Raw genomic sequence first — 25351 nt, 5'->3', positions numbered from 1 at the left:
AGGAGGATTTTATGGAACCAAGTATTTTTGGGTACATTGCAATAGGTTCAGGAATATTAGCGTTAATTTTTGCTTTTGCAAAAATGAGCTCAATTAATAATGAACCTGAAGGAAATGAAAGAATGAAAGAATTATCTTCTTTTATTTCAGAAGGAGCAATGGCTTACTTAGGAAGACAAAACAAAGCAATTATAATGTTTTTAGTAGTTGTAGCAATTATTTTAGGAATAGCTCTTACATGGCAAACAGCAGTAGCTTTTATTTTTGGTGGTATTTTATCAATGCTAGCAGGCTTAATAGGTATGAAGGCGGCTACTAAGGCAAATGTAAGAACTACAAATGCAGCAATGGAAAGTGGTATGGCTAAGGCTTTAAATATAGCATTTTCCGGTGGAGCTGTAATGGGAATGTGTGTTGTTGGTTTAGGTATTGTAGGTATAACACTTACATATTTAATATTTGATGATGCAAATATAGTTACAGGATTTAGTTTTGGTGCTTCTGCAATAGCGTTATTTGCAAGAGTTGGTGGAGGTATTTACACCAAAGCAGCTGACGTAGGAGCGGATTTAGTAGGTAAAGTAGAAGCGGGAATACCGGAAGACGATCCAAGAAACCCGGCAGTTATAGCTGATAATGTTGGAGATAATGTTGGGGACGTTGCAGGTATGGGAGCTGACTTATTCGAATCCTATGTAGGATCTATTTTGTCAGGAATTACTTTAGGATTAGCTGCATTTGGTGACAAAGGTATTTATTACTCTTTAGGAGTAGCAGCTGTGGGAGTTTTAGCTTCAATAATAGGAGTACTTTCTGTTAGAGGAGATAAGGACCCACAAAAATCTTTAAATATGGGTACTTTTGTAAGTGCAATCTTAGCAATTGCAGGTTCAGCAGTATTATCATACTATATTTTAGATGGTTTAAGACCATTTATAGCAGTAGCAATAGGAATTGTAGTAGGACTTTTAATTTCACAATTCACTGAATATTATACTTCTGCTGATAAAAAACCTGTTCAAAAAATTGCTCAAGAATCTGAAACTGGAACAGCAACAAATATAATTTCAGGTTTAGCAGTTGGAATGATGTCAACAGCAGCACCTATAATCATTATTGCAATTGGTATTATAGGAGCCTATCTTGGTGTAGGTGGAGCAACAAATGCTACTGAAGGCTTATATGGTATTGCAATTGCAGCAATAGGAATGTTATCAACTTGTGGTATGACAATAGCAGTAGATGCTTATGGACCTATTTCAGATAATGCTGGTGGTATTGCTGAAATGGCAAACTTACCGGAAGATGTTAGAAATATTACAGATAAATTGGACTCTGTTGGAAATACAACAGCAGCTATAGGTAAGGGATTTGCTATAGGATCAGCAGCTTTAACAGCATTGGCTTTATTTGCTTCATATAATCAAGTTGTTAAATTAGATTCAATAGACGTTTCTGAGCCAACAGTAGTTGCAGGTATGTTTATTGGTGGAATGTTGCCTTTCCTATTCTCAGCCTTAACTATGGATGCAGTAGGTAAAGCAGCTAATGATATGATTATTGAAGTTAGAAGACAATTTAAAGAAATACCTGGAATAATGGAAGGAAAAGCTCAACCTGATTATAAGAAATGTGTTGACATATCTACTTCAGCAGCTTTAAAAGAAATGATTGTTCCTGGTTTATTAGCAGTAATTGTTCCAGTATTAATTGGACTTTTATTAGGACCTGAATCATTAGGTGGATTACTAGCCGGAGCATTAGTAACAGGTGTTTTAATGGCTATATTCATGTCAAATGCCGGTGGTGCATGGGATAATGCTAAAAAGTATATTGAAGAAGGACACCATGGTGGAAAGGGTTCAGAAGCTCATAAAGCAGCAGTAAATGGTGATACAGTAGGAGACCCATTTAAAGATACTTCAGGACCTTCATTAAATATCTTAATAAAACTTATGACAGTAGTTTCATTGGTATTTGCACCATTAATTTTCCAATACGGTGGATTTTTATTTAAATAATATTTAAATATACTAAGATGTTAAGATGCTAAGCGATTAGCATCTTTTTTTAGGGTAAATTTAAGTATAATCTGCTATTATAGTATATGAGGTGGGACTTATGAGAGTACTAATTGTAGAGGATGAAGTAAGATTATCTGAAGCTATTTCAGAAATTTTAAAGTCCGAAAAATATGATGTTGATGTTGTCCATAATGGCGATGAAGGATTGGATTATGGTTTATCAGATATATATGATTGTATAATATTGGATGTAATGCTACCTGGAATTGATGGTTTTACAATTCTTAAGGAATTAAGAAAGGCAAAAATCTCAACTCCAATTCTTATGTTAACGGCAAAGGATGAAATTTCTAACAAGGTTGAAGGTTTAGATTATGGGGCAGATGACTATATGACCAAACCTTTTGATATTGAAGAACTTTTAGCTAGAATCAGATCTATTACAAGACGACAAGGACAAGTATATATTAATAATATTGAATTTGAGGATTTAAAATTAGATTTATCCAATTATAATATATCAACTGCAGAAAAATCTATTAATTTAACTGCAAAAGAATTTGAAATAATGAAATTATTAATGAGCAATATTAATATTGTTGTTACAAAAGATGAGTTAATATCAAAAATTTGGGGATATGATTCCGATGCTGAAGATAATAATGTTGAAGTTTATATTTCTTTTTTAAGAAAGAAGTTGAAATTTATAAAAAGTAAGGTAAGTATTGTAACTTTAAGAAAGTTGGGTTATAAACTTGAATATGCTGGTTAAATTAAAAAGGAAATTTATAATTATAACCATGTCATTAGTTTCTTTCGTGTTATTAGCTATTTTAATAGGATTTTATGTTTTTATGTATAGATTTTTAAATGATGATATAGATAATAGACTAAAAAACACAACTATGGATAGTGTCATGGGAGTAGATTATTCCTTTGAAGAAAGAATTGAAAGAAATAATTATGTATTTGTTTATTTAAAAGAAGGAAACTATTATAGACCTATTAATACCGATGCTAACTTATTACAAGATGAAAAAATGACAATTTCAATTTTAGAAAAAATTGAAAAACAAAATTCGGATGCCGGTTCAATTAAAGTAGGGATTAACCAAATAAGATTTTTTAAAATTGACAATTATGTTTCCTATACAGTTGTAAATGAGGATATTAATACTTTAACCTTAATAGCTAAAATGCTTACAACAGCATTTATTACGGCTTTTGTTTTCATATTTTTTATTGCAAAATACTTGGCTTCCTGGGCATTGGAACCTGTTGAAAAGGCTTGGTATATGCAAAGGCAGTTCATAGCAGATGCCTCTCATGAATTAAAGACCCCTTTAACTGTTATACTTGCGAATTTAAAAATTTTAAAAAGATATAATAATTTAACAGATGAGCAAACCAAGTGGGTTAACAATACAAATGATGAAGCTGTGAGAATGAAGGATTTAGTTGAAGAGATGCTGTACTTAGCAAAAGGTGATGTTGAACAGTCCAATTTACATTATTCAGAAGTGAATTTTTCAGAACTTGTAGAAGAGGTAATTCTAACATTTGAATCAATAGCTTTTGAAAAAGGTCTTACAATTGAATACGACAACTTTGAAGAAGATATCATCTATAGTGGGGACAGACAGCAATTAAAAAGACTTTTAATAATTTTAGTAGATAATGCTTGTAAATATTCAGATACGGGAAATGAAATAGAAATACAGTTAAACAAAAATGATAAGAAGATAATTTTTAAAATTTCTTCAATTGGCAATATAATTGATGAAAAAAATGCGGATAAAATTTTTGAACGTTTTGTAAGAGAGTCTGAATCACGTATGCGTAACTCAGAAGGCGGCTACGGATTAGGACTTGCAATAGCTAAAAATATAGTAGATAATCATAAGGGTAAAATAAGTTGGGAGCCCTATAAGGACATAGGAAATACATTTATTGTAGAATTAAATGTTTAAACTCTTTTTTTTACTTATATTTTGTGTTATATTTATGTATATACAATTTATTAGAATTATTAGGAGGAATTATATATATGGAAGATACTGGACCCGAGGTCTCGATACAAATACTTATTTTAGTTTTATTAACTACACTAAATGCTTTTTTTGCTGCGTCAGAAATGGCAATGGTGTCAGTAGATAGAAAAAAAATATCAAATTTAGCAGAGGAAGGAAATAGAAAGGCGGCTACTTTATTAAACCTTTTAAAAGAACCGTCCAGGTTTTTATCTACAATACAGGTAGGTATAACTTTAGCAGGTTTCTTCTCAGCAGGATTTGGAGCTACGGGACTATCAGGAGATTTAGGAAAGTTTTTATCTGATATTGGAGTACCTTATGGTGGGAAAATATCATTTGCTTTAGTAACTATAATATTAGCCTTTTTCAACCTAGTTTTTGGTGAATTAGTGCCAAAGCGAATAGCGTTACAAAATTCATTGAAATTTTCTCTATTTGCAATACCTGTAGTAAGTTTAGTAGCTAAGTTAATGAAACCTTTTGTTTGGTTATTATCACTAACAACGAACGGTGTTTTAAGATTATTAGGACAAAAAGCTGAGGGGGTTGAAGAAAAGGTAACCCTTGAGGAAATAAAATCTTTAGTAGAAGTAGGTCAAGAGCAAGGGGTTATTAACCCTGTAGAACGTGAAATGATCGATAGTGTCATAGGATTTGATGATAAGCTAGCAGAAGATATTATGACAGCACGTACTGAAGTTTTTATGATAAATGTTGATAGTGAAATAGATGAATATGCTAGCAAAATGATGGAATTAAAATATAGTAGAATTCCAGTATATGAAGATGATATCGATAATATTATTGGTATCTTATATATTAAAGATTTTTTAAAAGAAGCTTTTGAAAATGGCTTTGAAAATATAGATATTAGAAAAATAATTAGACCACCGTATTTTGTTCCTGAAAGAAAAAATATAAATGATTTATTTTTAGAACTACAGGAAGGCAAAATGCATATGGCTATTTTAATTGATGAGTATGGCGGATTCTCTGGTATAGTAACAATGGAAGACCTTATTGAAGAAATAGTTGGTGATATTGATGATGAATATGACCATGATGAACCGGACTTTAAAATAATAAATCCATTAACATTTCATGCTAAAGGTTCTATTTCCATTAAGGAATTAAATTCAAAAATAGGATCTAAATTTGATGAAGATACAGAAGACTATGATACCCTAGGTGGATTGTTAATATTCAATATGGGATTTATTCCTAATGATGGAGAAACATATAATCTTACAATAGATGAAATTTGTTTCAAAATTGAAGAAGTAAAGGATAAAAGAATTCAATATGTTAATATTGTTATTCCAGAAGACTATGGTGAAGAAAAAAAGAAGACGAAGAAGATAAGAAAGAGAGCTCTTAGTATTACTAGGAGCTTTTTTACAGACAATAATTAGGAGTAGTAATGATATATATAAAAAGTAAAAATGATATTGAAAGAATGAAAAAAGCTGGAAATATTGTAGCTACTATGCATGAAGCATTAAGAGATTATATTAAACCTGGAATTTCTACACTTGAAGTAAATGAATTTTGTGAAAACCATATAAGAAAATCAGGTGGAAAGCCTGTTCAAATTGGTTACCATGGTTTTCCCTACGCTACTTGTACTTCTGTAAATGATGAAATCTGTCATGGATTTCCAACAGAGTATATATTAAAAGCAGGGGATTTAATTACAGTTGATACAGTTGTAGAATATGATGGATTCATGGGGGATTCAGCGTGGAGTTACCATGTTGGAGAAGCCAGTGAAAAAGTAATGGATTTAATGAAAACGACAAAAGAATGTCTTTACATTGGTATAGAAAAAGCAATTATCGGCAATAGATTGGGAGATATTGGTCATGCAATACAAGAGCATGCTGAAGGCAAGGGATATTCTGTTGTAAGGGAGTTTACCGGACATGGAATAGGTAAGGATATGCACGAAGATCCAATGGTTCCGCATTTTGGAAAGCCTGGTAGGGGTATTAGGCTGGAAGAAGGAATGGTTATAACTATTGAACCAATGATAAATACTGGAAAATGGAAGAGTGTAATCGATGATAATAATTGGACAGCTAGAACTATAGATGGAGGATTATCTTGTCAATATGAACATACACTAGCTATAACTGCGGAAGGACCAATTATACTTACAAAACAAAAGGGAGAAGAGGATTATTTATAATCCTCTTTTATATATACTTTTTTTTGTAATTCCCTAGTAGATAGTTGATTTTTTATATTATAAAGATCTGTTGATGTAATTTCTAAATCAAACTGAGACTTGCTTAAACTATCATTTAAAATAAAGTCTTTGTTCTTAGTGACTATATTTAAATTTGATGATTTCTTAATAGATTTCAAAATAGATTTTCCATTATTATTTAAGCCCAGTACTTTTATAAATTTAACAGGGGTATTTATACTATTATCTATAAATTTCTTTTCAATATTTAGAAGATAGTTAAGAATAAATCTTTGGATTCTACCTTTTTTATATCTTTTACTAATGGAATAATCAATAAATTCATTCATGTTTTTCGATTTAATAATATTTTTGAAAAAGAGATTATCTAAACCTTCTTCATATCCGGTAATATTATAAAAATCTTTTTTTGTAATTAAAATATTATATTTTAATAATTCAAAATAATCTTCTAAGCTTGTAAATCTATGATAATTTTTTAAGTCAGACTTTGCTAAATATGGGATAAAGTTTAAAACTTCATCTATATTTCCCTTAAGAATATTATTTCTAATGGAAGTAGCTGAGTTAAAATTCGAATCTGTTAAATTTTCTTCTAAATAGTTATTTCCCTGTCGAAGAACCGGTAACAACTCAATATTTAGATTTAATTTCAAAATTGATTTAATATATTCTAAAGCTAGAATATTGTTAGATAAAAAAATATTTTCATCTACCTTATAATCAAGCAGGGAAATAGTTGCATCCTTATAAGAGGCAGCATAGCTTTTACCCGTTAACATAAATCTTTCTATTAGTAGTGACAATTCTTTAGCCTTATTAACTTGAGTTTTAGCTATTTCATATAATTCACTAATATTTTCACTTTCTACACCAAAGGAAATATAGTCTATACAATTTATCGCCTTTATTATTTTTACTCCACCTAGTGCGAAATTTTCAGCTGATTGAAGGGAATAAATAGTAGGAAGTTGCACTACTAAATCAATACCGTTTTCAATTGCGTATTTTGTTCTTAAAAATTTTTCAAAAATCGCAGGTTCTCCTCTTTGAACAAAATTACCAGACATTATTGCTAGAATTCTAGATTGAGGAAATTTTTCTTTTATTTTAGCGATTTGATATAAATGTCCTGTATGAAGAGGATTATACTCAGATATTATAGCTATTGTTTTCATTATATTTGTACCTTAATTTCCTTATTAATCCTAATATTATCCCTTGTAACAATTGAATCATAAGCCAGAATCCTTACATTACTCTTAGAAGCATTTTCAAGATTATTACTGAAGTTTGGATCCATAGGGCTATTTGGTTTAAATAATTTAGCATTGCTAAATTGAATTAAAAAAACAATAATTGCACCATATCCATTTTTCCTTGCATCTATTAATTCCAAAATATGTTTACTGCCTCTTTCTGTAGGAGCATCAGGAAACATAGCAACACCCTTATTTTCCAATGTAACACCTTTAACCTCTAAATAAAAATCTTTTTTTAAACTTTCACTATGAAATTTAATATCAAATCTACTATTTTTATATTGTTTTTCTCTAACAACATTAGTAGGATTTAATTCAGATAGAATTTTTTTATCTACTATACTATCATATACGACTTTATTTGGGATTTGGGAATCTATATTTATAAGTAAATCATTTTTATAAATGGATATTAGAGAATATTTAGTTTTCCTATTTGAATTATTGGATTTTTCTAAGTAGCATTTTTTGCCTTCAATAAAAAGTTCCCTACATCTGCCAGTATTTTTTACATGAACTTTTTCTATTTTATTATCAATTAATACTTCGGCTATGAATCTGTTTACTCTTTTTATAAAAATACCTTCTATAATTTCGTTATACATTATTACTCCTTATTGATTTTATTCAAATTATATTATATACTAAAACACTCATAAGAAAGGAATTTATTATGGATATTAGATTTACAAATGATAATATTTTTGATGTTAATGCAGAAAGTATTGTGTATTTTACAGACAATACTTTAATTGGTGAAAAAAGCAACGAATTAATTGAAAATGCCGGAGAAAGAATTCTTGAAACCATTCAAAAATTAAATGGTTGTCCAACTGGTGAGGTAAAAATCATTCCAGGATATAATTTGAAACAAAATTATGTTTTCCTATCTGTTTTACCAGAAAAAATTGAAAATAAAGTTGAAATAGAATTGTTTAAAAGTTTATTCAATAAATTATTTATATTGGCAGAAGAGTATAAAATATCATCTTTTGCTATTGATGTATTGTATATGCAAACTATTTATGGCGATAATTATATACGACTTTTAAATAATATTGTTCGTTCAACTGACATGAAATATAATGATTATACTATATACATGAGCAAGGAAATCAATTGACTTTTATGTAGTATTTTGGTAAGATTTGAATAGTGATTTGAGGAAATTTTGCTAAATCAATAAGAGAGGGTGTTATATAATTTTTCCAGAAGCACACGCAATAATTGCGAAAAATCTTTGTAAGGAAATAAATGATAATTACCAAATATCATTAAATGAAAAGAGAATGATGTGGGGGGCAATATCGCCAGATATTTTACCTAAGTATAAAATTTATCGTCATTACAAAGAGGACAGTGAAGCATTTTTAGTTAACGAAATAGTTAATTTAATATATATATGTAGATTTTTTAATTTAAAGAGTTTAGATAATTTTAAAAAGAAGATTATTAGTATAAAAATTGGGGTTATAAGTCACTTTTTGTCTGATTATGTATGTTTACCACATAAGGAAAATTGGACATTTAATGAGGCTTTTAAAAAGCATGTAAATTATGAAAAAGAATTAAATGAAGTTGTTAAAAATCATGTTTTTACAAAGAATGTTATCTCTACAGAGAGTATATCTTTATATGAATGTGAAACAATTCATTTAAAAAAATTAGTAAAGGAATATATAAATAAGGTAATAGATGAATATTCATTAGAACAATCATACGAAAGAGATTTAGATTTTGCTTTAAATTTAAGTACTAATATTTCTTATTTCATATTTGATGTTGTAAATGAATTAAGTCTTGAAACTTCCATGAAGTATTCTTTTGTATTTTAATTTTAAATTTGGGGAGGAAATATGCATCTTGAAAAAAAAAGAGATAATTTTTTAAAAGAAGAACTTAAAGCTAATTTCTTATATCAAGATGATATAGACTCTTTATATTTATTATTATCTATTATTGAAAATGATTACAAGTGTAATACATTAAAGCCTAAGTACAGCTGCACAAAAAAAATATTAAGAACTATAAGTAATTTTTTTAAAGAAAGAGAGGATGTTGAAGAAATAACATCTGCTTCGATGAAAATTCTAAATGAAGATCTTTCAAGAATGGAATTTGCTGTATATTTAGAAGCTTACAGAATAGGATATGATGATTTAAATGCAGTAAATGCCTTTGAAAATTTCGTTTTATCTAAGATACCAGCTGAAAGTTTGAAAAATAGACGAAAATTATTTCACAATTATAAGAACAAAGAGATTAAGGATTTAAAAAAACATATTGCTTACAATATAAAGGATTATATTGTTTTTGAAAAGTATTTGAAAGAATTAATAACAAAATATTGTGATAGTGTTATAAAGGATAATGTGTTTTCTTTAAATAAATATTTAGATAAACAACTTTTATTTAAATTTGATGGTATTAATACTTATATTGTTGAAGAAAGATTTTTAACAAGAAAAGAGCTAGAATTACTTTACGAAAAAATAGTAAGATCTTATTTACGTTCAATTAAATATTTATGCAAAGAAGCTTTATGGTATGGAATTAATGATAAAGTTTTAAGCAGATATAATTAGTCATTATTAGAGTTGTTAAACAACTCTTTTTTTTACCTTAATATGCGAATGCGACAATATTTAAATCAATTATGACTAAGATGATAAAAATGAAATCCTTGTAATATATTCTATATTGTAAGTATTTTGTAATATATGCAAATTTTATATAGATTATAATTAAAGATATGGGTTAGGAGGTTGTTGTGAATAAGATTATAGAAGTTAGAAATCTTTATAAGGTATATAAAATGGGGGAAGAATTAATATATGCTTTACGTAATGTAAATTTAGATATATATAAGAATGAAACCATTTCTCTATTAGGTACTTCCGGTTCTGGAAAATCTACTTTACTAAATTTGTTAGCGGGTTTAGAAAAACCAACTAAAGGAAAGGTTATAATAGGAGGTATTGAAGTTTCTAAATTAAATGAAAAACAAATTACAAAATTTCGACAAAAGAACATAGGATTTATATTTCAATCCTATAATTTAATTTCTTCTATGACAGCTTTAGAGAATGTGGAATTTAGTTTAATGCTTAAGGGCGTTGATAAAGAAAGTAGGTTGAAAAGATCTATTAAAATATTAAATGATGTTGGCCTAGGTAAAAGATTAAACCATAAACCAAGTGAAATGAGTGGAGGTCAACAACAAAGAGTTTCAATAGCTAGAGCTTTAATTGATAACCCTAAAATCGTTTTTGCTGATGAGCCAACGGGGAATTTAGATAGTAAAACCTCTATGGAGATTTTGAATCTAATTACCAATTTAACAAAGGAACATAAACAAACTATGATTTTAGTTACTCATGATGGGGAAATAGCCAAGTATGGGCATCGAACTATTTACTTAAAAGATGGTTCAATTGAAAATATAAAATAGGAGAGGAAATATATGAAAAAGCTTATAAGTGTTTTATTATCTTTAGTTATTATGCTTAATGTGGTATTTTCTTCTAATATAGTTAAAGCAGAAGAAAATTCAAACCTAGTAAAATTAGGAGTGGAAGAAATATCTCTTTCTAAACAAACAGCCGTTAAACAAGGAGATATTATAAATATAAAGATAAGGTTTGTAAACGAATCTGAAAATGAAGGTAATAATATTAAATTTGAACTGGATTCTGAAAGTGCTAAATCCTTTAAATTAGTAAGTGATAATACTGCAAATAGGATTAAAAGTATTAAAGGTAAAGAGAGTAAAGATTTAGATATTAGTCTGGAAGTTTTAAAGGATGCAAAAGAAGGTAGCCATAAAGTAGGACTTATTGCATTTTTAAATGAAAAAGATAGTGCTATAACCCAATCTTACTTTTTTAATATAAAGGTGGAGAATTCTACAATAGATAAAGAAGCAAACAATAATACACCTACTAGTCCAACTGTTGCTAACATAGAGGAAGTAAGTTACCCGGGAGGCTTAGACATTGTACCAGAAGCTTCTAATTTATCATCTTCAACTGGTGGAGATTTTAATGGAGGCGGTGGAGGAGGTACAGAAACTACAGTAATAAAAGGTGGTAAGCCAAAATTAATAGTAGATAATTATACAATTTCTCCTAATCCTGTAAAAGCAGGAGAGGATTTTGATTTAAATCTTTCATTTTATAATACCAACAAGAAGAAAGCAGTAAGAAATATTAAAATTGTAATAAATTCTTCAGGAGGAACTACAGTTGGTACAGGAGAAGAAGGAGGAGAAAATCCAGGTGGTGCAACACCGAGTTTAACGGGCTCTGTATTTATGCCGGTAAATAGTTCAAACACTTTCTACATTGAATCAATAGGGGCTGGAAAAAGAGCAAGTAAGAATTTGAAATTAACAACACCTCACAGCGTTACTCCAAATACATATGAATTAAATGTTCGTTTAGAATATGATAACTCTGAAAATAATGAATTAATATCAGAAGAAGCCTTGGGAATTAATGTCTACCAGGAGGCAAAAATTCAACTAGGTACTATAAATTTTATGGATCCTGAAGTTGGAATGCCTTCAGATTTTTCTGTTGAGTTTTATAATACTGGAAAATCCCCTATTCATAATCTAATGATTAAAATGTCTGGAAATTTTGATGTTGAAGGAGATACTTATTATGTAGGCAACTTTGAGCCAGGTAGTACAGAAAGTTTTTCTGCGCCGATAATTGCAACTGAAGCAGGGGAGGTTAAAGGAAAATTAATAATTTCTTATGAGGATTCGACTGGAAAGCCACATGAATTTGAGCAAGAGTTTTCTGCAAATGCCATTGAATTAAACATGGAAGAAGATCCAAGTTTAATAGGACAAGAGGAGAAGAAACCATCAATTTTCAAAAATCCTATTTTTTGGATAATTATTGTTTTAATTATTGTAGTAATAGTAGTTATAGTATTTAGACTCAACAAAAAAAATAAAGAGTTAGATGATGAACTAATAATAGATGATGACGATTTAGATAATTTAAATATTGAAGAAAAAAACGAAAACGATAATATTGAAAATACTCAATTAATTAATAAAGGAAATAAGGAAAATGAAGATAACTGATCTTTTATTAACTTCATTAAAAAATTTATGGAGAAGAAAAGTTAGAACTATTCTTACAATAATAGGTGTTCTAATAGGTTCAACCTCAATTATTATAATGCTTAGTATGGGCTTTGCCTTAACAAAAAACAATGAAGCCATGTTTGAAGAAATTGGAGGACTTTCTGTTATAACCGTCCATCCTTCAGACAGTATGTATGCTCAATTTCAAGAAGAAAAACCTATAAATACTAAAAATGTAAAATTAAATAGTCTTACATTAAATAAAATTCAAGAAATTGACGGAGTAAAATTAGTAGTACCATTTATGGAGTTTAGGGGAGAAGCTCCACAATTAACTAAAGGTAAATTTGTAGGTGGAGGAATGGTCTATGGAGTGGACTTTAAACATATAGAAGAAATAGGTTATAAAGTTACCCAAGGACATTTACCAACCGGCAAATATGATGCTTTAGCCGGAAGTGAAATTGGTAAAAATTTCTACAACCCTTCTAGCAATAATTATGAAACAATAGAAGTCGATTTACTTAAGGATAAAGTTGACTTTGGATTATTGGAGTATGATGAAAAGGGGAACTTTAAAGTTAAATCAAAAAGCAAAATCAATTTTACCGGCTTAACTGGTACGGAAGGAAGTATGTATAGTTACCAGCTTTTAATTGGTATGGATTATTTTAAAGAACTGGCTACTGAAGTTAATAGAAATGCAATAAATAAGGAAATGAAAACCGATTTAAACAATTATTCCTTAGCTATGGTTCAAATAGAGGATGGAGCAAATTTATTAGAGGTTCAAAACTCTATTAAGGCAGAAGGTTTTATAGCTGAATCAAATGCCGACTTTTATAATGAAATCAAGGAAAGTACAGACAGCACCAGAATGATGTTTCTAATAGTTGGAGCAGTTGCCTTTATAGTAGCTGCAATAGGAATTGCCAATACTATGATAATGTCCGTCTATGAAAGAACTAAAGAAATAGGTGTAATGAAGGTAATAGGAGCATCAATTAAAGATATTAGAAATATGTTTTTAATGGAAGCTACCTTTATTGGACTAATTGGGGGCATAATTTCCATATTTTTCAGCTTTTTTATTTCCTTTTTACTAAATTCCTTTGGTTCTGTACAAAATCAGGAAATTTTTTACATGGATGAAACAAAGAAAGCGTTAGTTTCCTATATACCATTCTGGTTGCCTTTTATAGGAGTATTATTTTCAACCTTGGTAGGATTATTCTCTGGATACATTCCGGCTAGAAGGGCAACTAAAATCTCAGCAATTGAGGCAATAAGAAATCAATAGACAATAAAGAGAAGGTGATAGCCTTCTTTTTTTATACAAATATTATAAAAAACTTGATTTATTAAATTATTACATATATATTTTTCTTATAAAGTATTATATATGACGGTGGTGGATAAAATGAAAAAGGTATATAGGGGAAATATAGTTTTTATTAAAAAAATGGGAGAATTAACAAGTATTAAAAACGGTTACCTTGTAGTTGAAAATGGAGTAATAGTTTCTGTTGATAAAGTACTTTCTAGAGAATATGAAAATCTTGAGATAGTTGATTTTGGAAATAAATTAATAATACCCGGCTTTGTAGACATACATTTACATGCTCCCCAAATAAATAATTTAGGTTTAGGTGCGGACTTAGAATTACTTGATTGGCTGGAAAAATATACTTTTCCAGAAGAAGCAAAATATAGGGATTTAAATTATACTGAAAAATCCTATAGCACTTTAATTAATAAATTATGGGAAAATGGTACAACAAGTTCAATTATATTTGGTAGTATTTTTAAAGATTCCAACATATTATTATCAAAAATGATTAGTAGATCAGGGTTAAAAGCCTATGTTGGGAAAGTAAATATGGATAAAAACTCTCCGGATTATTATATAGAAGAAACAGAACAAAGTTTAATTGACACTGAGGATTATATTAATGAAATTTCTAAGTTAAAAAATATAAGGCCTATTATAACACCAAGATTTGTTCCAAGTTGTTCTAAGAAATTAATGTATGGCTTAGGAGAACTTGCAAAAAAATATGACTTAAAAATTCAATCCCATTTATCAGAAAATATTGGAGAAGTAGAATGGGTGAAGGAGCTACATCCGGATTGTGAAAATTATATTGATGTTTATGAAAAATATAATTTATTAAGAAAAGACAAAGTAGTAATGGCTCATTGTGTTTGGTCTAATAAAGAAGAAATAAAAAAATTAAAAGAATATAATATTACCGTTGCTCACGCACCTGTTTCAAATGGAAATCTTGCTAGTGGAATAGCTCCTATTAATGAATTTAAAGAGAACAGGGTTAATATTGGACTTTGTTCCGATTTAAGTGGTGGACATGAATTGTTCTTAGGTAAAGTAATTAAAGAAGCTGAAACCTTTGGAAAATTAAAATGGATAAATGATAAAAATAAATATAATTATTTAACGACTTTAGATTATTTTTATTTTGCTACTAAGGGCAGTGGAAAGTTTTTTGGTAATGTTGGAAGTTTAGAAGAAAATTATGATGCAGATTTTTTAGTCATTGACGATAGTGATTTAAGTGATTTAAATGATAGAAGTTTAGATGAACGATTAAAAAGATTTATATACTTAGGAAATGGTAAGAATATAATTGCAAGATATGTGAATGGGATAAAAATTGAAAAACCTTTTTAATCTATAATGAAAATTTACTTATAAATTAATATATGATAAAATTATCAGATGAGGTGTTAGTTTGATAATTTTAGGTATAGATCCAGGGATAGCTATAATAGGTTATGGAATAATAGAAGTTGTTGGAAGTTCAATTAAATTGTTAGAATATGGATGCATTACTACTTCTTCAAAAAGTCCTGTACCCAAAAGGCTATCTTTTATTATGAAAGAAATGTCTTCGATTATAGAAGAATTTAAGCCTGATGAAATGGCTATAGAAGAATTGTTTTTTAATAAAAATGCCAAGACGGTTATTAATGTCGCACAGGCAAGAGGAGTGGAGATTCTAGCAGGTATAGAAGCGGGTTTACCAATATACGAATATACTCCTTTACAGATTAAACAAGCCATTGTTGGCTATGGAAGAGCTGAAAAAATTCAGGTGCAAGAAACAATTAAAACCATTTTAAGACTTAGTGAAATACCAAAACCGGACGATGCTGCTGATGCAATAGCAGTGGCAATTTGCCATTCATTTAGTCGTAAGTTTAAAGAATTATATGAAATGAGGTAATTTTATTGTATGCATATATTATAGGTGATGTAAAGGCAATTTATGATGGAGAAATTATTTTGGAAAATAACGGAATTGGTTATAGAATTTTTTCTTCTTTAAGTACAATTAGTGAAATAAACACCTATGAAACCTATAAAATATATACTGAATATATTCAAAGGGATGATGGAGTATATCTGTATGGTTTTAGTAGTGAAGAAGAATTAGAGTTTTTTAAAAAGCTTACAAAAGTTTCATCTATAGGACCAAAAGCTGCAATAAGTTTATTGTCAACCCTATCTGTAAATGATTTGAAATATTCTATATACAATAACGATTTAGACAATCTTACTAAGGCACCTGGTATTGGTAAAAAATCTGCAGGTAGAATTATTCTTGAGTTAAAGGATAAAATAGATTTAGATTTTACTACACCAGACGAGAAAACAATAGAAAATCCTTCTATGGATAAGGATTTTGCAGTAGAGGCTTTAGTTAATTTAGGCTATGTTAAAAATGAAGTTGAAAAAGTAATAAATAAAATGGATTATAATAATTTACAGTTGGAAGAAATAATTAAATTAGCTATGAAAACCTTAGAAAATAAGAGGTGATTAAATGAATGATGCTAATGAGAGAATTGTTGGTGGAAGTTACACTAAATTAGATGAAGGTATTGAATTTTCTTTAAGACCTAAATGGATGAAAGAATACATAGGTCAAAACAAAGCCAAAAACAAATTAGATATTTTTATAAAAGCAGCAAAAGAACGTGAAGAGGCTCTTGATCATGTTCTTCTTTATGGACCTCCAGGACTTGGGAAAACCACATTGGCAAATATAATTGCCAATGAAATGGGTGTTAATTTAAGGATAACAAGTGGTCCTGCAATAGAAAAGCCTAGTGATTTAGCCAGTATTTTGACTAATTTAGGAAAAGATGATGTTCTTTTTATTGATGAAATACACAGAATTAATAGAACTGTTGAGGAAATACTCTATCCTGCTATGGAGGATTATGCCTTGGATATTATAGTAGGAAAAGGACCATCAGCCAGATCTTTAAGAATTGATTTGGAGAAATTCACCTTAATTGGTGCAACAACAAGATCGGGACAGTTAACTTCACCATTAAGGGACAGATTTGGTGTAATGTTGAATTTGGAATTATATAAAGTAGAGGATTTAGCTAATATTGTAAAAAGATCAGCTTCTTTTTTAAATGTGGAAATAGATGATGAAGGAGCTTTAGAAATTGCAAGAAGAAGTAGGGGCACTCCTAGAATTGCCAATAGACTTCTAAAAAGAGTAAGGGATTTTGCTCAAGTAAAATCCGATGGGAAAATTATTAAGAATACTGCCAGAGATGGTTTAGATCTATTGGAAATAGATCCTTTGGGTTTAGACAGTGTAGACAGGAAGATTATAAAAACTTTAATTTATAATTTTAATGGTGGACCTGTTGGAGTTGATACAATAGCAGCATCAACAGGAGAAGAAAGAATTACAATAGAGGATGTTTACGAACCCTATTTACTACAATTAGGTTTTATAAATAGAACTTCAAGAGGAAGAATTGTAACATCAAAAGCATATGAGCATTTTGGTGTAAAAAAATAATTTAAAGGTGTAATTTTGAGGACAGATGATTTTAATTTTGATTTAAATGAAGAATTAATTGCTCAATTTCCCATAGAGAATAGAGACCAATCGAGATTGTTGGTCATGGGAAAAGAAAGTGGAAAAATTGAGCATAAATACTTTTATAATATAATAGATTATCTTAATAAGGGAGATGTACTTGTCTTAAATGATACAAGGGTTCTTCCTGCAAGATTATTTGGAAATAGACCAGGAAAAGATGAAAAAATAGAAGTATTATTACTAAAAAAAACTCTAGATAATTCTTGGGAATGTCTAGTTAAACCTGGGAAAAAAATGAAAATAGATACAATAGTTGAATTTGGAAAAGGTCTTCTTAAAGGAAGAGTAATGGATATTAAAGAAGATGGTTCACGAATTGTAAAATTTATATATGATGGAATATTTGAAGAAATTTTAGATAAACTTGGCACAATGCCACTTCCACCCTATATTAAGGAAAAGTTAAAAGATAAGGAAAGATACCAAACGGTTTATTCAAAACATAATGGATCTGCAGCAGCTCCAACAGCTGGACTACATTTTACAAAAGATCTACTTTTGAAAATAAAAGAAAAAGGCATAAAAGTAGCCTATATTACATTACATGTTGGATTAGGTACATTTAGACCTGTAAAGGTTGATGATGTAGAAGAACATATAATGCATTCTGAATATTATAATATTCCGGACGAAAGTTCAAAAATAATAAATAAAGCTATAGAAGAAAAGTCTAAAATTGTTGCTGTAGGAACTACTTCCATAAGAACTTTGGAAACGGTAGCAAAAGAACATGGGAAAATTACAGCTACAAGTGGCTGGACCGATATTTTTATATACCCGGGTTTTAAATTTAAAGTAGTGGATAGTTTAATTACAAATTTCCATTTACCTAAATCTACTTTAATGATGTTGGTATCTGCTTTTTCAACAAAAGAAAATATTATGAATGCATATAAGCTTGCAATAAAAGAAAAATATAGATTTTTTAGTTTTGGTGATGCAATGTTAATAAACAAAGAGGAAAATATATGATTAATTATACATTAGTAAAGGAATCCAGTAATTCAAATGCAAGATTAGGTTATATAGACACTCCTCATGGTAGAATTGAAACTCCAATATTTATGCCTGTTGGAACAAGAGGAACTGTAAAAACCATGACCTCTCATGAATTGTATGATATTAATGCTCAAATTATACTAGGCAATACCTATCATTTGTATTTAAGACCTGGTCAAGAGATTTTAAGAGAGGCTGGCGGCTTGCATAAATTTATGAATTGGGACCGTCCAATTCTTACTGATAGTGGTGGTTTTCAAGTATTTAGTCTTAATTCAATTAGAAAAATAACAGAAGAAGGTGTTGAATTTCGTTCTCACATTGATGGTTCAAAGCATTTTATTTCTCCTGAAAAATCCATGGAGATACAAAATGATATAGGCTCCGATATTATGATGGCCTTTGATGAATGTGCACCCTATCCTGCTAGTAAGGAATATATTGAAAATTCTATGCATAGAACTTTAAGATGGTTGCAAAGATGTAAGGACTACCATAAAAATACTGACAAACAATCTCTATTTGGAATTGTTCAAGGTGGAATGGTGGAATGTTTAAGGATTTAAGAGAATATAGTGCAAAAGCTACAGCAGAAATAGACTTACCGGGCTATGCAATAGGCGGACTGTCTGTTGGGGAACCAAGGGAATTGATGATTGAATATTTAAACCATACTATTCAATTTCTTCCAAAGGACAAGCCAAGGTATTTAATGGGGGTGGGAACACCTGATTATTTGTTTGAAGCAGTCGAGGCAGGAATTGATATGGCAGACTGTGTTCTTCCAACAAGAATTGCAAGAAATGGAACTGCTTTAACAACATATGGGAAATTAGTAGTGAGAAATGCAAAATATTCAAAGGATTTTAGGCCTTTAGATGAAGAATGTAATTGTTATACCTGTAAAAATTACAGTAGAGCCTATATTAGACATTTAGTAAATGTTGATGAAATTTTAGGGGCAAGACTATTGACAATTCATAATTTATCATTTTTAATTAATATGATGGATAAAATTCGTCAGTCTATAAAAGAAGATAGATTCTTAGAGTATAAACACGAATTTTACGATAAATATGGTTATAATTACCATAAAATTTAATGGAGGTAGAAATGCAAGGAACGGGTTCAATTATCTTTTTAGTTGTTATGATAGGTGCCATGTACTTTTTAATGATAAGACCGCAACAAAAAAGAGATAAAGAAGTTAGAGAAATGAGAAGTAAATTAAAAGTTGGAGATAAAATTATCACCATTGGTGGAATTAAAGGGAAAGTTCTAAAAATAGGTGATGATTATGTTGTAATTGAAAGCTCTAATGCAAAAACAAGAATGGAATTTGTTAAATCTGCAATTGGAACTGTTATTCAAGACGAACCAGTTTCAGAACCAGATGAAGATGAAATTGATGAGGACGAAGAAGAAGACGATGAAGATGAGGAATAAAATTCATTAATTTAAATGAATTTTATTCTCATATATTTAAAATTATATATTATTTGGATATATAAACTAGTAAAATATTTGATTTTATCAAATATTTTATTTTTTTATAGATTATTATTTAAAAAGATTGTTTCATTTAATATTTTAAAGGTGAAAAATGAGTAAATGGTTTATTAAAGGAAGTAAAGTAGATTATAGAATAATTAGTAAAAAATATGATATAAATCCAATAATTACAAAATTACTTGTTAATAGGAATATCGATGAAAAAGATATGCATAAATTTTTAAATCCGACTTATGAAAATTCTGTTCATAATCCTTTTTTAATGAAGGACATGGACAAGGCAGTTGATATGTTAATAGATTCCATTAATAATTATGAGCATATTAGAATTGTTGGTGATTATGACCAAGATGGAAATTCAGCTACTATGACTTTAATTGATGGAATTATGATTTACAACGAAAATATTTCCTACGCTATTCCCCACAGAGTAGAGGATGGTTATGGAATATCTAAGAGAATTGTAGATAGTGCTGTAGAGGAAAAAGTTGATTTAATAATAACTTGTGATAATGGTATAACATCTTTTGATGTTGTAGAATATGCAAAATCAAAAGGTTTAAAAGTAATAGTAACGGATCATCACCAGGTAAAGAATGAAAATGGAGTAGATGTTCTACCTATGGCAGATGCAGTTTTAAACCCAAATAGACAGGATTGTTCCTACCCATTTAAAAAACTATGTGGGGCAGGAGTGGCTTTTAAACTTGTTCAAGCACTTTATGATAAATTAGATGGTGATAGGGAATATATGCTTGATTTATTAGAATATGTAGCTATGGGAACTGTTTGTGATGTAGTTGATTTAGTCGATGAAAATAGATACTTTGTAATTGAAGGATTAAAGAGAATTAATAATACAGAAAATTATGGTTTAAAATGCTTAATAAAGGAAACTGGATTAAAAACAGAAGTTAACACCTATGCTTTAGGTTTTATTATTGGTCCATGTATTAATGCGGCTGGAAGACTTGATAGTGCAACACTGGGAATAGAGTTATTTTTAGAAGAAAATATGCTTAAAATTGAAGAAATTGCAAAAAAACTCGTAAGTTTAAATAATGAAAGAAAAAAACTAACAGAAGAAGGTCTTGAAAAAGTTGAAAAGATTATTGTAGACGAAAATTTAAATAAAAACAATATCTTAATTGTAAAAGAAAAAAGTATACATGAAAGTATAGCTGGAATTATTGCAGGTAGAATAAAAGAAAAATATTATAAACCTACAATTGTTTTTACTTCTTCTAGTGAAGATGGAATATTAAAAGGGTCTGGAAGAAGTATAGATGAATATAATATGTTTGAAGAAATTAACAAATACAATAGTATGCTAAATTCTTTTGGTGGACATCCTATGGCAGCAGGTTTATCTATTAAAGAAGAACTTTTTGAGGAATTTTCAAGTTTATTAAATGAAAATAATCCATTAGAGGAAGATGACCTGACTCCAAAAATCTATTTAGACTCACAATTATACGCAAATGAATTAACTTTCGACATTATAGATGAAATTAATACCTTGGAGCCTTTTGGTAAGGGTAATAGTAAGCCTGTTTTTGGCGATAAAGATATAAAAATAAATAAATTGGATATTATTGGGAAAAATAAGAATGTTATTAAATTTCAATTTGACATAAGAAATAGACTTATGGAGGGAATTTATTTTGGAGATGTTAGTGAATTATTAAATTATCTTGAAAATAAATTTAATACTAATAATTATACAAATAAATTTGTTGATATTGTATACTACCCTAATATAAATGAATTTAATGGAAACAAGAATATACAATTGGTTATAAAGGAAGTAAGATAATATATAATTGAGCATAAATTAAATATATGTTAATATTATACTATTATTTATACTTTAAAAGGAGGTGTATAAATATGCTTGAAGAATTATTAGCTAAAATAGAATTGTATAATCCGGAAACGAATAGGGAATTAATAACAAAGGCATATAATTTAGCCGAAGAAAAACATGAAGGCCAATTTAGAAGTTCTGGAGAGCCGTATTTTATTCATCCAGTTGCTGTAGCGAATATACTAGCTGATTTAAACATGGATGATGCAACTATAATGGCAGGATTACTTCATGATATATTAGAAGATACAGACTTTTCCTATGATTCTATGCAGGATATGTTTGGAGAGGAAGTGACTAAACTTGTAGATGGAGTAACAAAATTAAAGAAATTAAGCTACAAATCCAAACAGGAAAATCAAGCAGAGAATTTAAGAAAAATGGTCCTTGCTATGTCAAAGGATATAAGAGTAGTTATTGTTAAATTAGCTGATAGACTTCATAATATGAGAACATTAGAGTATATGAATAGAAATAAGCAAATTGAAAAAGCTACAGAAACTTTGCAAATTTATGCACCCTTAGCTCATAGACTAGGAATTAATACAATCAAATGGGAGTTAGAAGATTTAAGTTTACGATATTTAGAACCGGAAATTTATTATGAATTAGTAGAAAAAGTTAAACTAAAAAGAAAAGAAAGAGAATCTTTTATTCAAGATATTATAATGGTTTTAAATTTAGCTTTAGATGAACTAAATATTAGTGGGGAAATAAGCGGTAGACCTAAAAGTATATATAGCATTTATAAAAAAATGTATCAACAAGGCAAAGCCTTTGAAGAACTTTTTGATTTATCAGCAGTACGTGTTATTACAGATAGTATTAAAAACTGCTATGGTGTGTTAGGTGCAGTTCATACTTTATGGAAGCCAATACCTGGTAGATTTAAAGATTATATTGCTATGCCTAAGCCGAACTTATATCAGTCCTTACACACAACTGTAATAGGTCCAAGAGGAGAAATTTTCGAAGTTCAAATAAGAACCTGGGAAATGCACAGAACAGCAGAATACGGTATTGCTGCACATTGGAAATACAAGGAAGGAACTACAGGTAAACAGTCATCTCTTGACCAAAAATTAAGCTGGATTAGGGAGTTAATGGAATGGCAAAAGGATTTATCCGACTCTCGAGAGTTTATCAATACGATTAAAGATGACTTTTCCATGGATGAGGTATTTGTATTTTCACCAAAAGGAGATGTAATTGACCTTCCGGAAGGTTCGACTCCAATTGACTTTGCCTATAGAGTCCATTCTGCTGTAGGTAATAAATGTGTTGGGGCTAAAGTTGACGGGAGAATAGTTCCTTTAACCTATAAGTTAAAAACAGGTAACATTGTAGAAATTCTCACTTCTTCAAACTCTACAGGTCCAAGTATGGACTGGTTGAAAATTGTAAAATCATCTCAGGCAAAAACCAAGATTAAACAATACTTTAAGAAGAAAGAAAGAGACAATAATATTATTAAGGGTAGGGATATGCTTGAAAAAGAAGTAAGGAAACAAGGCTTTACCTTTAATGAAATATTAAAAGATGATTGGCTGGAATCTGTTAGGGAGAGGATGAGTTTTAAAAATATGGATGATATGTACGCATCTATAGGATTTGGAACAACACCTTTAACACAGGTTATGCCAAAATTAAAAGAACTTCATAAAGAATATTATCATACAGAGGATTCTGTTGAAGAATTACAGGAAAACTATCAAAAAAGTAAAACGCCAATTAGTTCTGAACATGGAATAATTTTGAAAGGTGTTGATAATATTCAAATAAAAATTGCTAAGTGTTGTAATCCGGTTCCAGGAGATGAAATTGTAGGCTATATTACAAGGGGAAGAGGAGTTTCTGTTCATAGAAAAGACTGTTCAAATATATTAAATGTTGATGATCAAAATCGATTAATAGAGGTTTCTTGGGATAATACTGAAGAATCAAATTACAATGTGGAAATAAAAGTTATAGCATTTGATAGATTTGGTTATTTAGCAAACCTAACACAAAAAATTTCCGAACTTGGCATTGACACCAGAGGTATGAATGTTGTTAAAAACAAGGATAAAACCTTCGATATTAATTTAATAGTTGAAGTAAAACATGCAAAGCAAATAGAGGATGTTTTGTCTATGATTAGATCTGTAAAAGGAACATTAGATGTTTACAGAGTTAAAATGTAGTTAATTAAAGGAGCAATATGAGAGCAATAGTTCAAAGAGTAAAAGAAGCGTCTGTAAAAGTTGACAATGAAATAATAGGAGAAATCAATCAAGGATTTTTAGTATTTGTTGCAGTAAATGTTGACGATGAGTTGAAGGATATTGATTATATAAAAAACAAGGTTATGAATTTAAGAATATTTGAAGACGAAGAAGGTAAAATGAATAAATCTATTATGGATATTGAGGGAGAATTTTTAGTTGTTTCTCAATTTACCCTATATGGAGATGCTAGGAAGGGTAATAGACCTAGCTTTATTAATTCTGCAAAACATGAAAAGGCAAATGAATACTATGAATTATTTGTTGAAAAATTGAAAAATGACTCAAATTTAAAGGTAGAAACCGGAAAATTTGCAGCTGATATGGAAATTTCTTTAATTAATGACGGCCCTGTAACTATTCAATTAGATAGTAGTAAATTATATTAGGAGTCTGTATGGAAATAATAAAATATGTTACAAGATCTTTAGTTGAAAATGTTTATATTGTTGTAGAAAATGAAAATTGTTTTATAATTGATCCGGGCTATGACTTTAATGGAATAAAAAATATTTTAGAAGAGAGAAATTTAAAACCTAAATTTATTATACTAACACATGGTCATGCAGATCATATTGGTTCAGTAGAAGAATTAAAAAAACTTTATAATATTCCAATATATGCACATATTGAAGAAAAAGATTTATTAAATTCACCAGAGTTAAATTTATCTAGCCAAATGTATGGCGATATATCATTAGAAGCTGACCACTATGTTAAAGAAGGGGATATTATAAATTTCGAAAATAATGAATTAAAAATTATTCATACTCCAGGACATACACAAGGAGGAATGTGTATTTTAATGGATGGTCATATATTTACAGGGGATACAATATTTGCAGGTTCAGTTGGTAGAACGGATTTACCAACTAGTAATTTTGAAGAATTAAAAAAATCCCTTAATAAATTAATGTTATTAGACGATGATTTAATAATTCACCCTGGACATAATTCAGATAGTACAATTGGTAGGGAAAGGATAAGCAATCCTTTTATATCTTGATTTTATAGTTTATTTATTGTAAAATCTTTTATAGTTAAATATAAAAACACTGTGAAAAAGAGGAGTAGTTTAAAAATCTTTAAAGAGAGGGAAATATTGGTGAAAATTTCCTAAGTAATTTTTAAATGAAGGTTGCTTTGGAG

General features: G+C 29.1%; 23 protein-coding genes, 1 pseudogene and 1 other annotated feature (1 of these 25 cut by a window edge). Of the genes and pseudogenes, 22 read left to right on the top strand and 2 right to left on the bottom strand.

All coding sequences use genetic code 11. The annotated features are described in order from the left end of the window. Positions 1-11: 11 nt before the first annotated feature. The 5 genes from JFY71_RS11190 (at position 12) to map (ending at position 6245) form a co-directional block, all read left to right on the top strand. Positions 12-2021, top strand: a complete 2010-nt coding sequence (locus JFY71_RS11190) for a sodium-translocating pyrophosphatase (RefSeq protein WP_243660861.1) — start codon at positions 12-14, stop codon at positions 2019-2021. A 100-nt stretch (positions 2022-2121) separates the two neighbouring features. After that, entirely contained in the window at positions 2122-2796 is a 675-nt protein-coding gene (locus tag JFY71_RS11185) for a response regulator transcription factor (protein WP_243660860.1), read from the top strand. A gap of 82 nt (positions 2797-2878) precedes the next feature. Beyond that, positions 2879-3994 (top strand): sensor histidine kinase, encoded by a 1116-nt coding sequence (locus tag JFY71_RS11180; RefSeq protein ID WP_243660859.1) that lies wholly within the window; start codon positions 2879-2881, stop codon positions 3992-3994. Positions 3995-4071: 77 nt separating this feature from the next. After that, positions 4072-5469: a hemolysin family protein gene (locus tag JFY71_RS11175; RefSeq protein WP_243660858.1), complete on the top strand. Its 1398-nt coding sequence runs from the start codon at positions 4072-4074 to the stop codon at positions 5467-5469. A gap of 8 nt (positions 5470-5477) precedes the next feature. Next, a complete protein-coding gene (map, locus tag JFY71_RS11170; protein ID WP_243660857.1) occupies positions 5478-6245 on the top strand; it encodes a type I methionyl aminopeptidase in 768 nt (255 codons plus the stop codon). On the opposite strand, the gene JFY71_RS11165 is transcribed toward map, so the two are convergent. Next, positions 6236-7444: a nucleotidyltransferase gene (locus JFY71_RS11165; RefSeq protein ID WP_243660856.1), complete on the bottom strand. Its 1209-nt coding sequence runs from the start codon at positions 7442-7444 to the stop codon at positions 6236-6238. The genes map and JFY71_RS11165 overlap by 10 nt on opposite strands. Continuing rightward, a complete protein-coding gene (gene sfsA / locus JFY71_RS11160; RefSeq protein ID WP_243660855.1) occupies positions 7444-8133 on the bottom strand; it encodes a DNA/RNA nuclease SfsA in 690 nt (229 codons plus the stop codon). The genes JFY71_RS11165 and sfsA overlap by 1 nt, the downstream gene beginning before the upstream one ends. A 68-nt stretch (positions 8134-8201) precedes the next feature. Here sfsA and JFY71_RS11155 point away from each other — a divergent pair, with 68 nt between their 5' ends. The 17 genes and pseudogenes from JFY71_RS11155 to JFY71_RS11075 all read left to right on the top strand — a co-directional run bounded on the left by JFY71_RS11155 (position 8202) and on the right by JFY71_RS11075 (position 25208). Next, entirely contained in the window at positions 8202-8651 is a 450-nt protein-coding gene (locus tag JFY71_RS11155; RefSeq protein ID WP_243660854.1) for a macro domain-containing protein, read from the top strand. A 55-nt stretch (positions 8652-8706) separates the two neighbouring features. Next, a complete protein-coding gene (locus JFY71_RS11150) occupies positions 8707-9363 on the top strand; it encodes a zinc dependent phospholipase C family protein (protein ID WP_338041891.1) in 657 nt (218 codons plus the stop codon). A 21-nt stretch (positions 9364-9384) separates the two neighbouring features. Beyond that, complete coding sequence (locus tag JFY71_RS11145) at positions 9385-10113, top strand: hypothetical protein (RefSeq protein ID WP_243660853.1); 729 nt, start codon at positions 9385-9387, stop codon at positions 10111-10113. 185 nt (positions 10114-10298) lie between these two features. After that, on the top strand, positions 10299-10979 hold the full coding sequence (locus tag JFY71_RS11140; RefSeq protein WP_243660852.1) for an ABC transporter ATP-binding protein: 681 nt from the start codon (positions 10299-10301) through the stop codon (positions 10977-10979). A gap of 12 nt (positions 10980-10991) precedes the next feature. After that, complete coding sequence (locus JFY71_RS11135) at positions 10992-12626, top strand: COG1361 S-layer family protein (protein WP_243660851.1); 1635 nt, start codon at positions 10992-10994, stop codon at positions 12624-12626. Then, positions 12613-13929 (top strand): ABC transporter permease, encoded by a 1317-nt coding sequence (locus tag JFY71_RS11130; RefSeq protein WP_243660850.1) that lies wholly within the window; start codon positions 12613-12615, stop codon positions 13927-13929. Before JFY71_RS11135 ends, JFY71_RS11130 begins: the two co-directional genes overlap by 14 nt. A gap of 120 nt (positions 13930-14049) precedes the next feature. Beyond that, positions 14050-15318, top strand: coding sequence for an amidohydrolase family protein (locus tag JFY71_RS11125; protein ID WP_243660849.1), 1269 nt, complete (start codon positions 14050-14052; stop codon positions 15316-15318). Positions 15319-15379: 61 nt separating this feature from the next. After that, a complete protein-coding gene (gene ruvC / locus JFY71_RS11120; protein ID WP_243660848.1) occupies positions 15380-15874 on the top strand; it encodes a crossover junction endodeoxyribonuclease RuvC in 495 nt (164 codons plus the stop codon). Between the two features lie 5 nt (positions 15875-15879). Continuing rightward, positions 15880-16470, top strand: a complete 591-nt coding sequence (gene ruvA, locus JFY71_RS11115; RefSeq protein WP_243660847.1) for a Holliday junction branch migration protein RuvA — start codon at positions 15880-15882, stop codon at positions 16468-16470. A gap of 4 nt (positions 16471-16474) precedes the next feature. Beyond that, on the top strand, positions 16475-17476 hold the full coding sequence (ruvB, locus tag JFY71_RS11110; protein WP_243660846.1) for a Holliday junction branch migration DNA helicase RuvB: 1002 nt from the start codon (positions 16475-16477) through the stop codon (positions 17474-17476). A 15-nt stretch (positions 17477-17491) separates the two neighbouring features. Further along, positions 17492-18532, top strand: coding sequence for a tRNA preQ1(34) S-adenosylmethionine ribosyltransferase-isomerase QueA (gene queA, locus JFY71_RS11105; RefSeq protein WP_243660845.1), 1041 nt, complete (start codon positions 17492-17494; stop codon positions 18530-18532). Continuing rightward, positions 18529-19661, top strand: a pseudogene (gene tgt / locus JFY71_RS11100) (tRNA guanosine(34) transglycosylase Tgt). The gene queA and the pseudogene tgt overlap by 4 nt, the downstream one beginning before the upstream one ends. Positions 19662-19672: 11 nt before the next feature. Further along, positions 19673-20005 carry a preprotein translocase subunit YajC gene (gene yajC / locus JFY71_RS11095; RefSeq protein WP_243660844.1) on the top strand — a complete coding sequence of 111 codons (333 nt, stop codon included), beginning with the start codon at positions 19673-19675 and terminating at the stop codon, positions 20003-20005. Between the two features lie 157 nt (positions 20006-20162). After that, positions 20163-21887 (top strand): single-stranded-DNA-specific exonuclease RecJ, encoded by a 1725-nt coding sequence (recJ, locus tag JFY71_RS11090; protein WP_243660843.1) that lies wholly within the window; start codon positions 20163-20165, stop codon positions 21885-21887. A 74-nt stretch (positions 21888-21961) separates the two neighbouring features. After that, on the top strand, positions 21962-24121 hold the full coding sequence (locus JFY71_RS11085) for a RelA/SpoT family protein (protein WP_243660842.1): 2160 nt from the start codon (positions 21962-21964) through the stop codon (positions 24119-24121). 17 nt (positions 24122-24138) lie between these two features. Then, positions 24139-24591 carry a D-aminoacyl-tRNA deacylase gene (gene dtd / locus JFY71_RS11080; RefSeq protein ID WP_243660841.1) on the top strand — a complete coding sequence of 151 codons (453 nt, stop codon included), beginning with the start codon at positions 24139-24141 and terminating at the stop codon, positions 24589-24591. Between the two features lie 8 nt (positions 24592-24599). Further along, positions 24600-25208, top strand: coding sequence for an MBL fold metallo-hydrolase (locus JFY71_RS11075; protein WP_243660840.1), 609 nt, complete (start codon positions 24600-24602; stop codon positions 25206-25208). A gap of 42 nt (positions 25209-25250) precedes the next feature. Then, positions 25251-25351, top strand: a binding site (T-box leader); it runs 82 nt beyond the window's last position.

This window comes from Miniphocaeibacter halophilus, from assembly GCF_016458825.1.
Classification (GTDB): Bacteria; Bacillota; Clostridia; order Tissierellales; family Peptoniphilaceae; genus Miniphocaeibacter; species Miniphocaeibacter halophilus.
The sequence above is the reverse complement of the archived record's forward strand: the minus strand, read 5'-3'. Positions and strand labels throughout refer to the sequence as shown.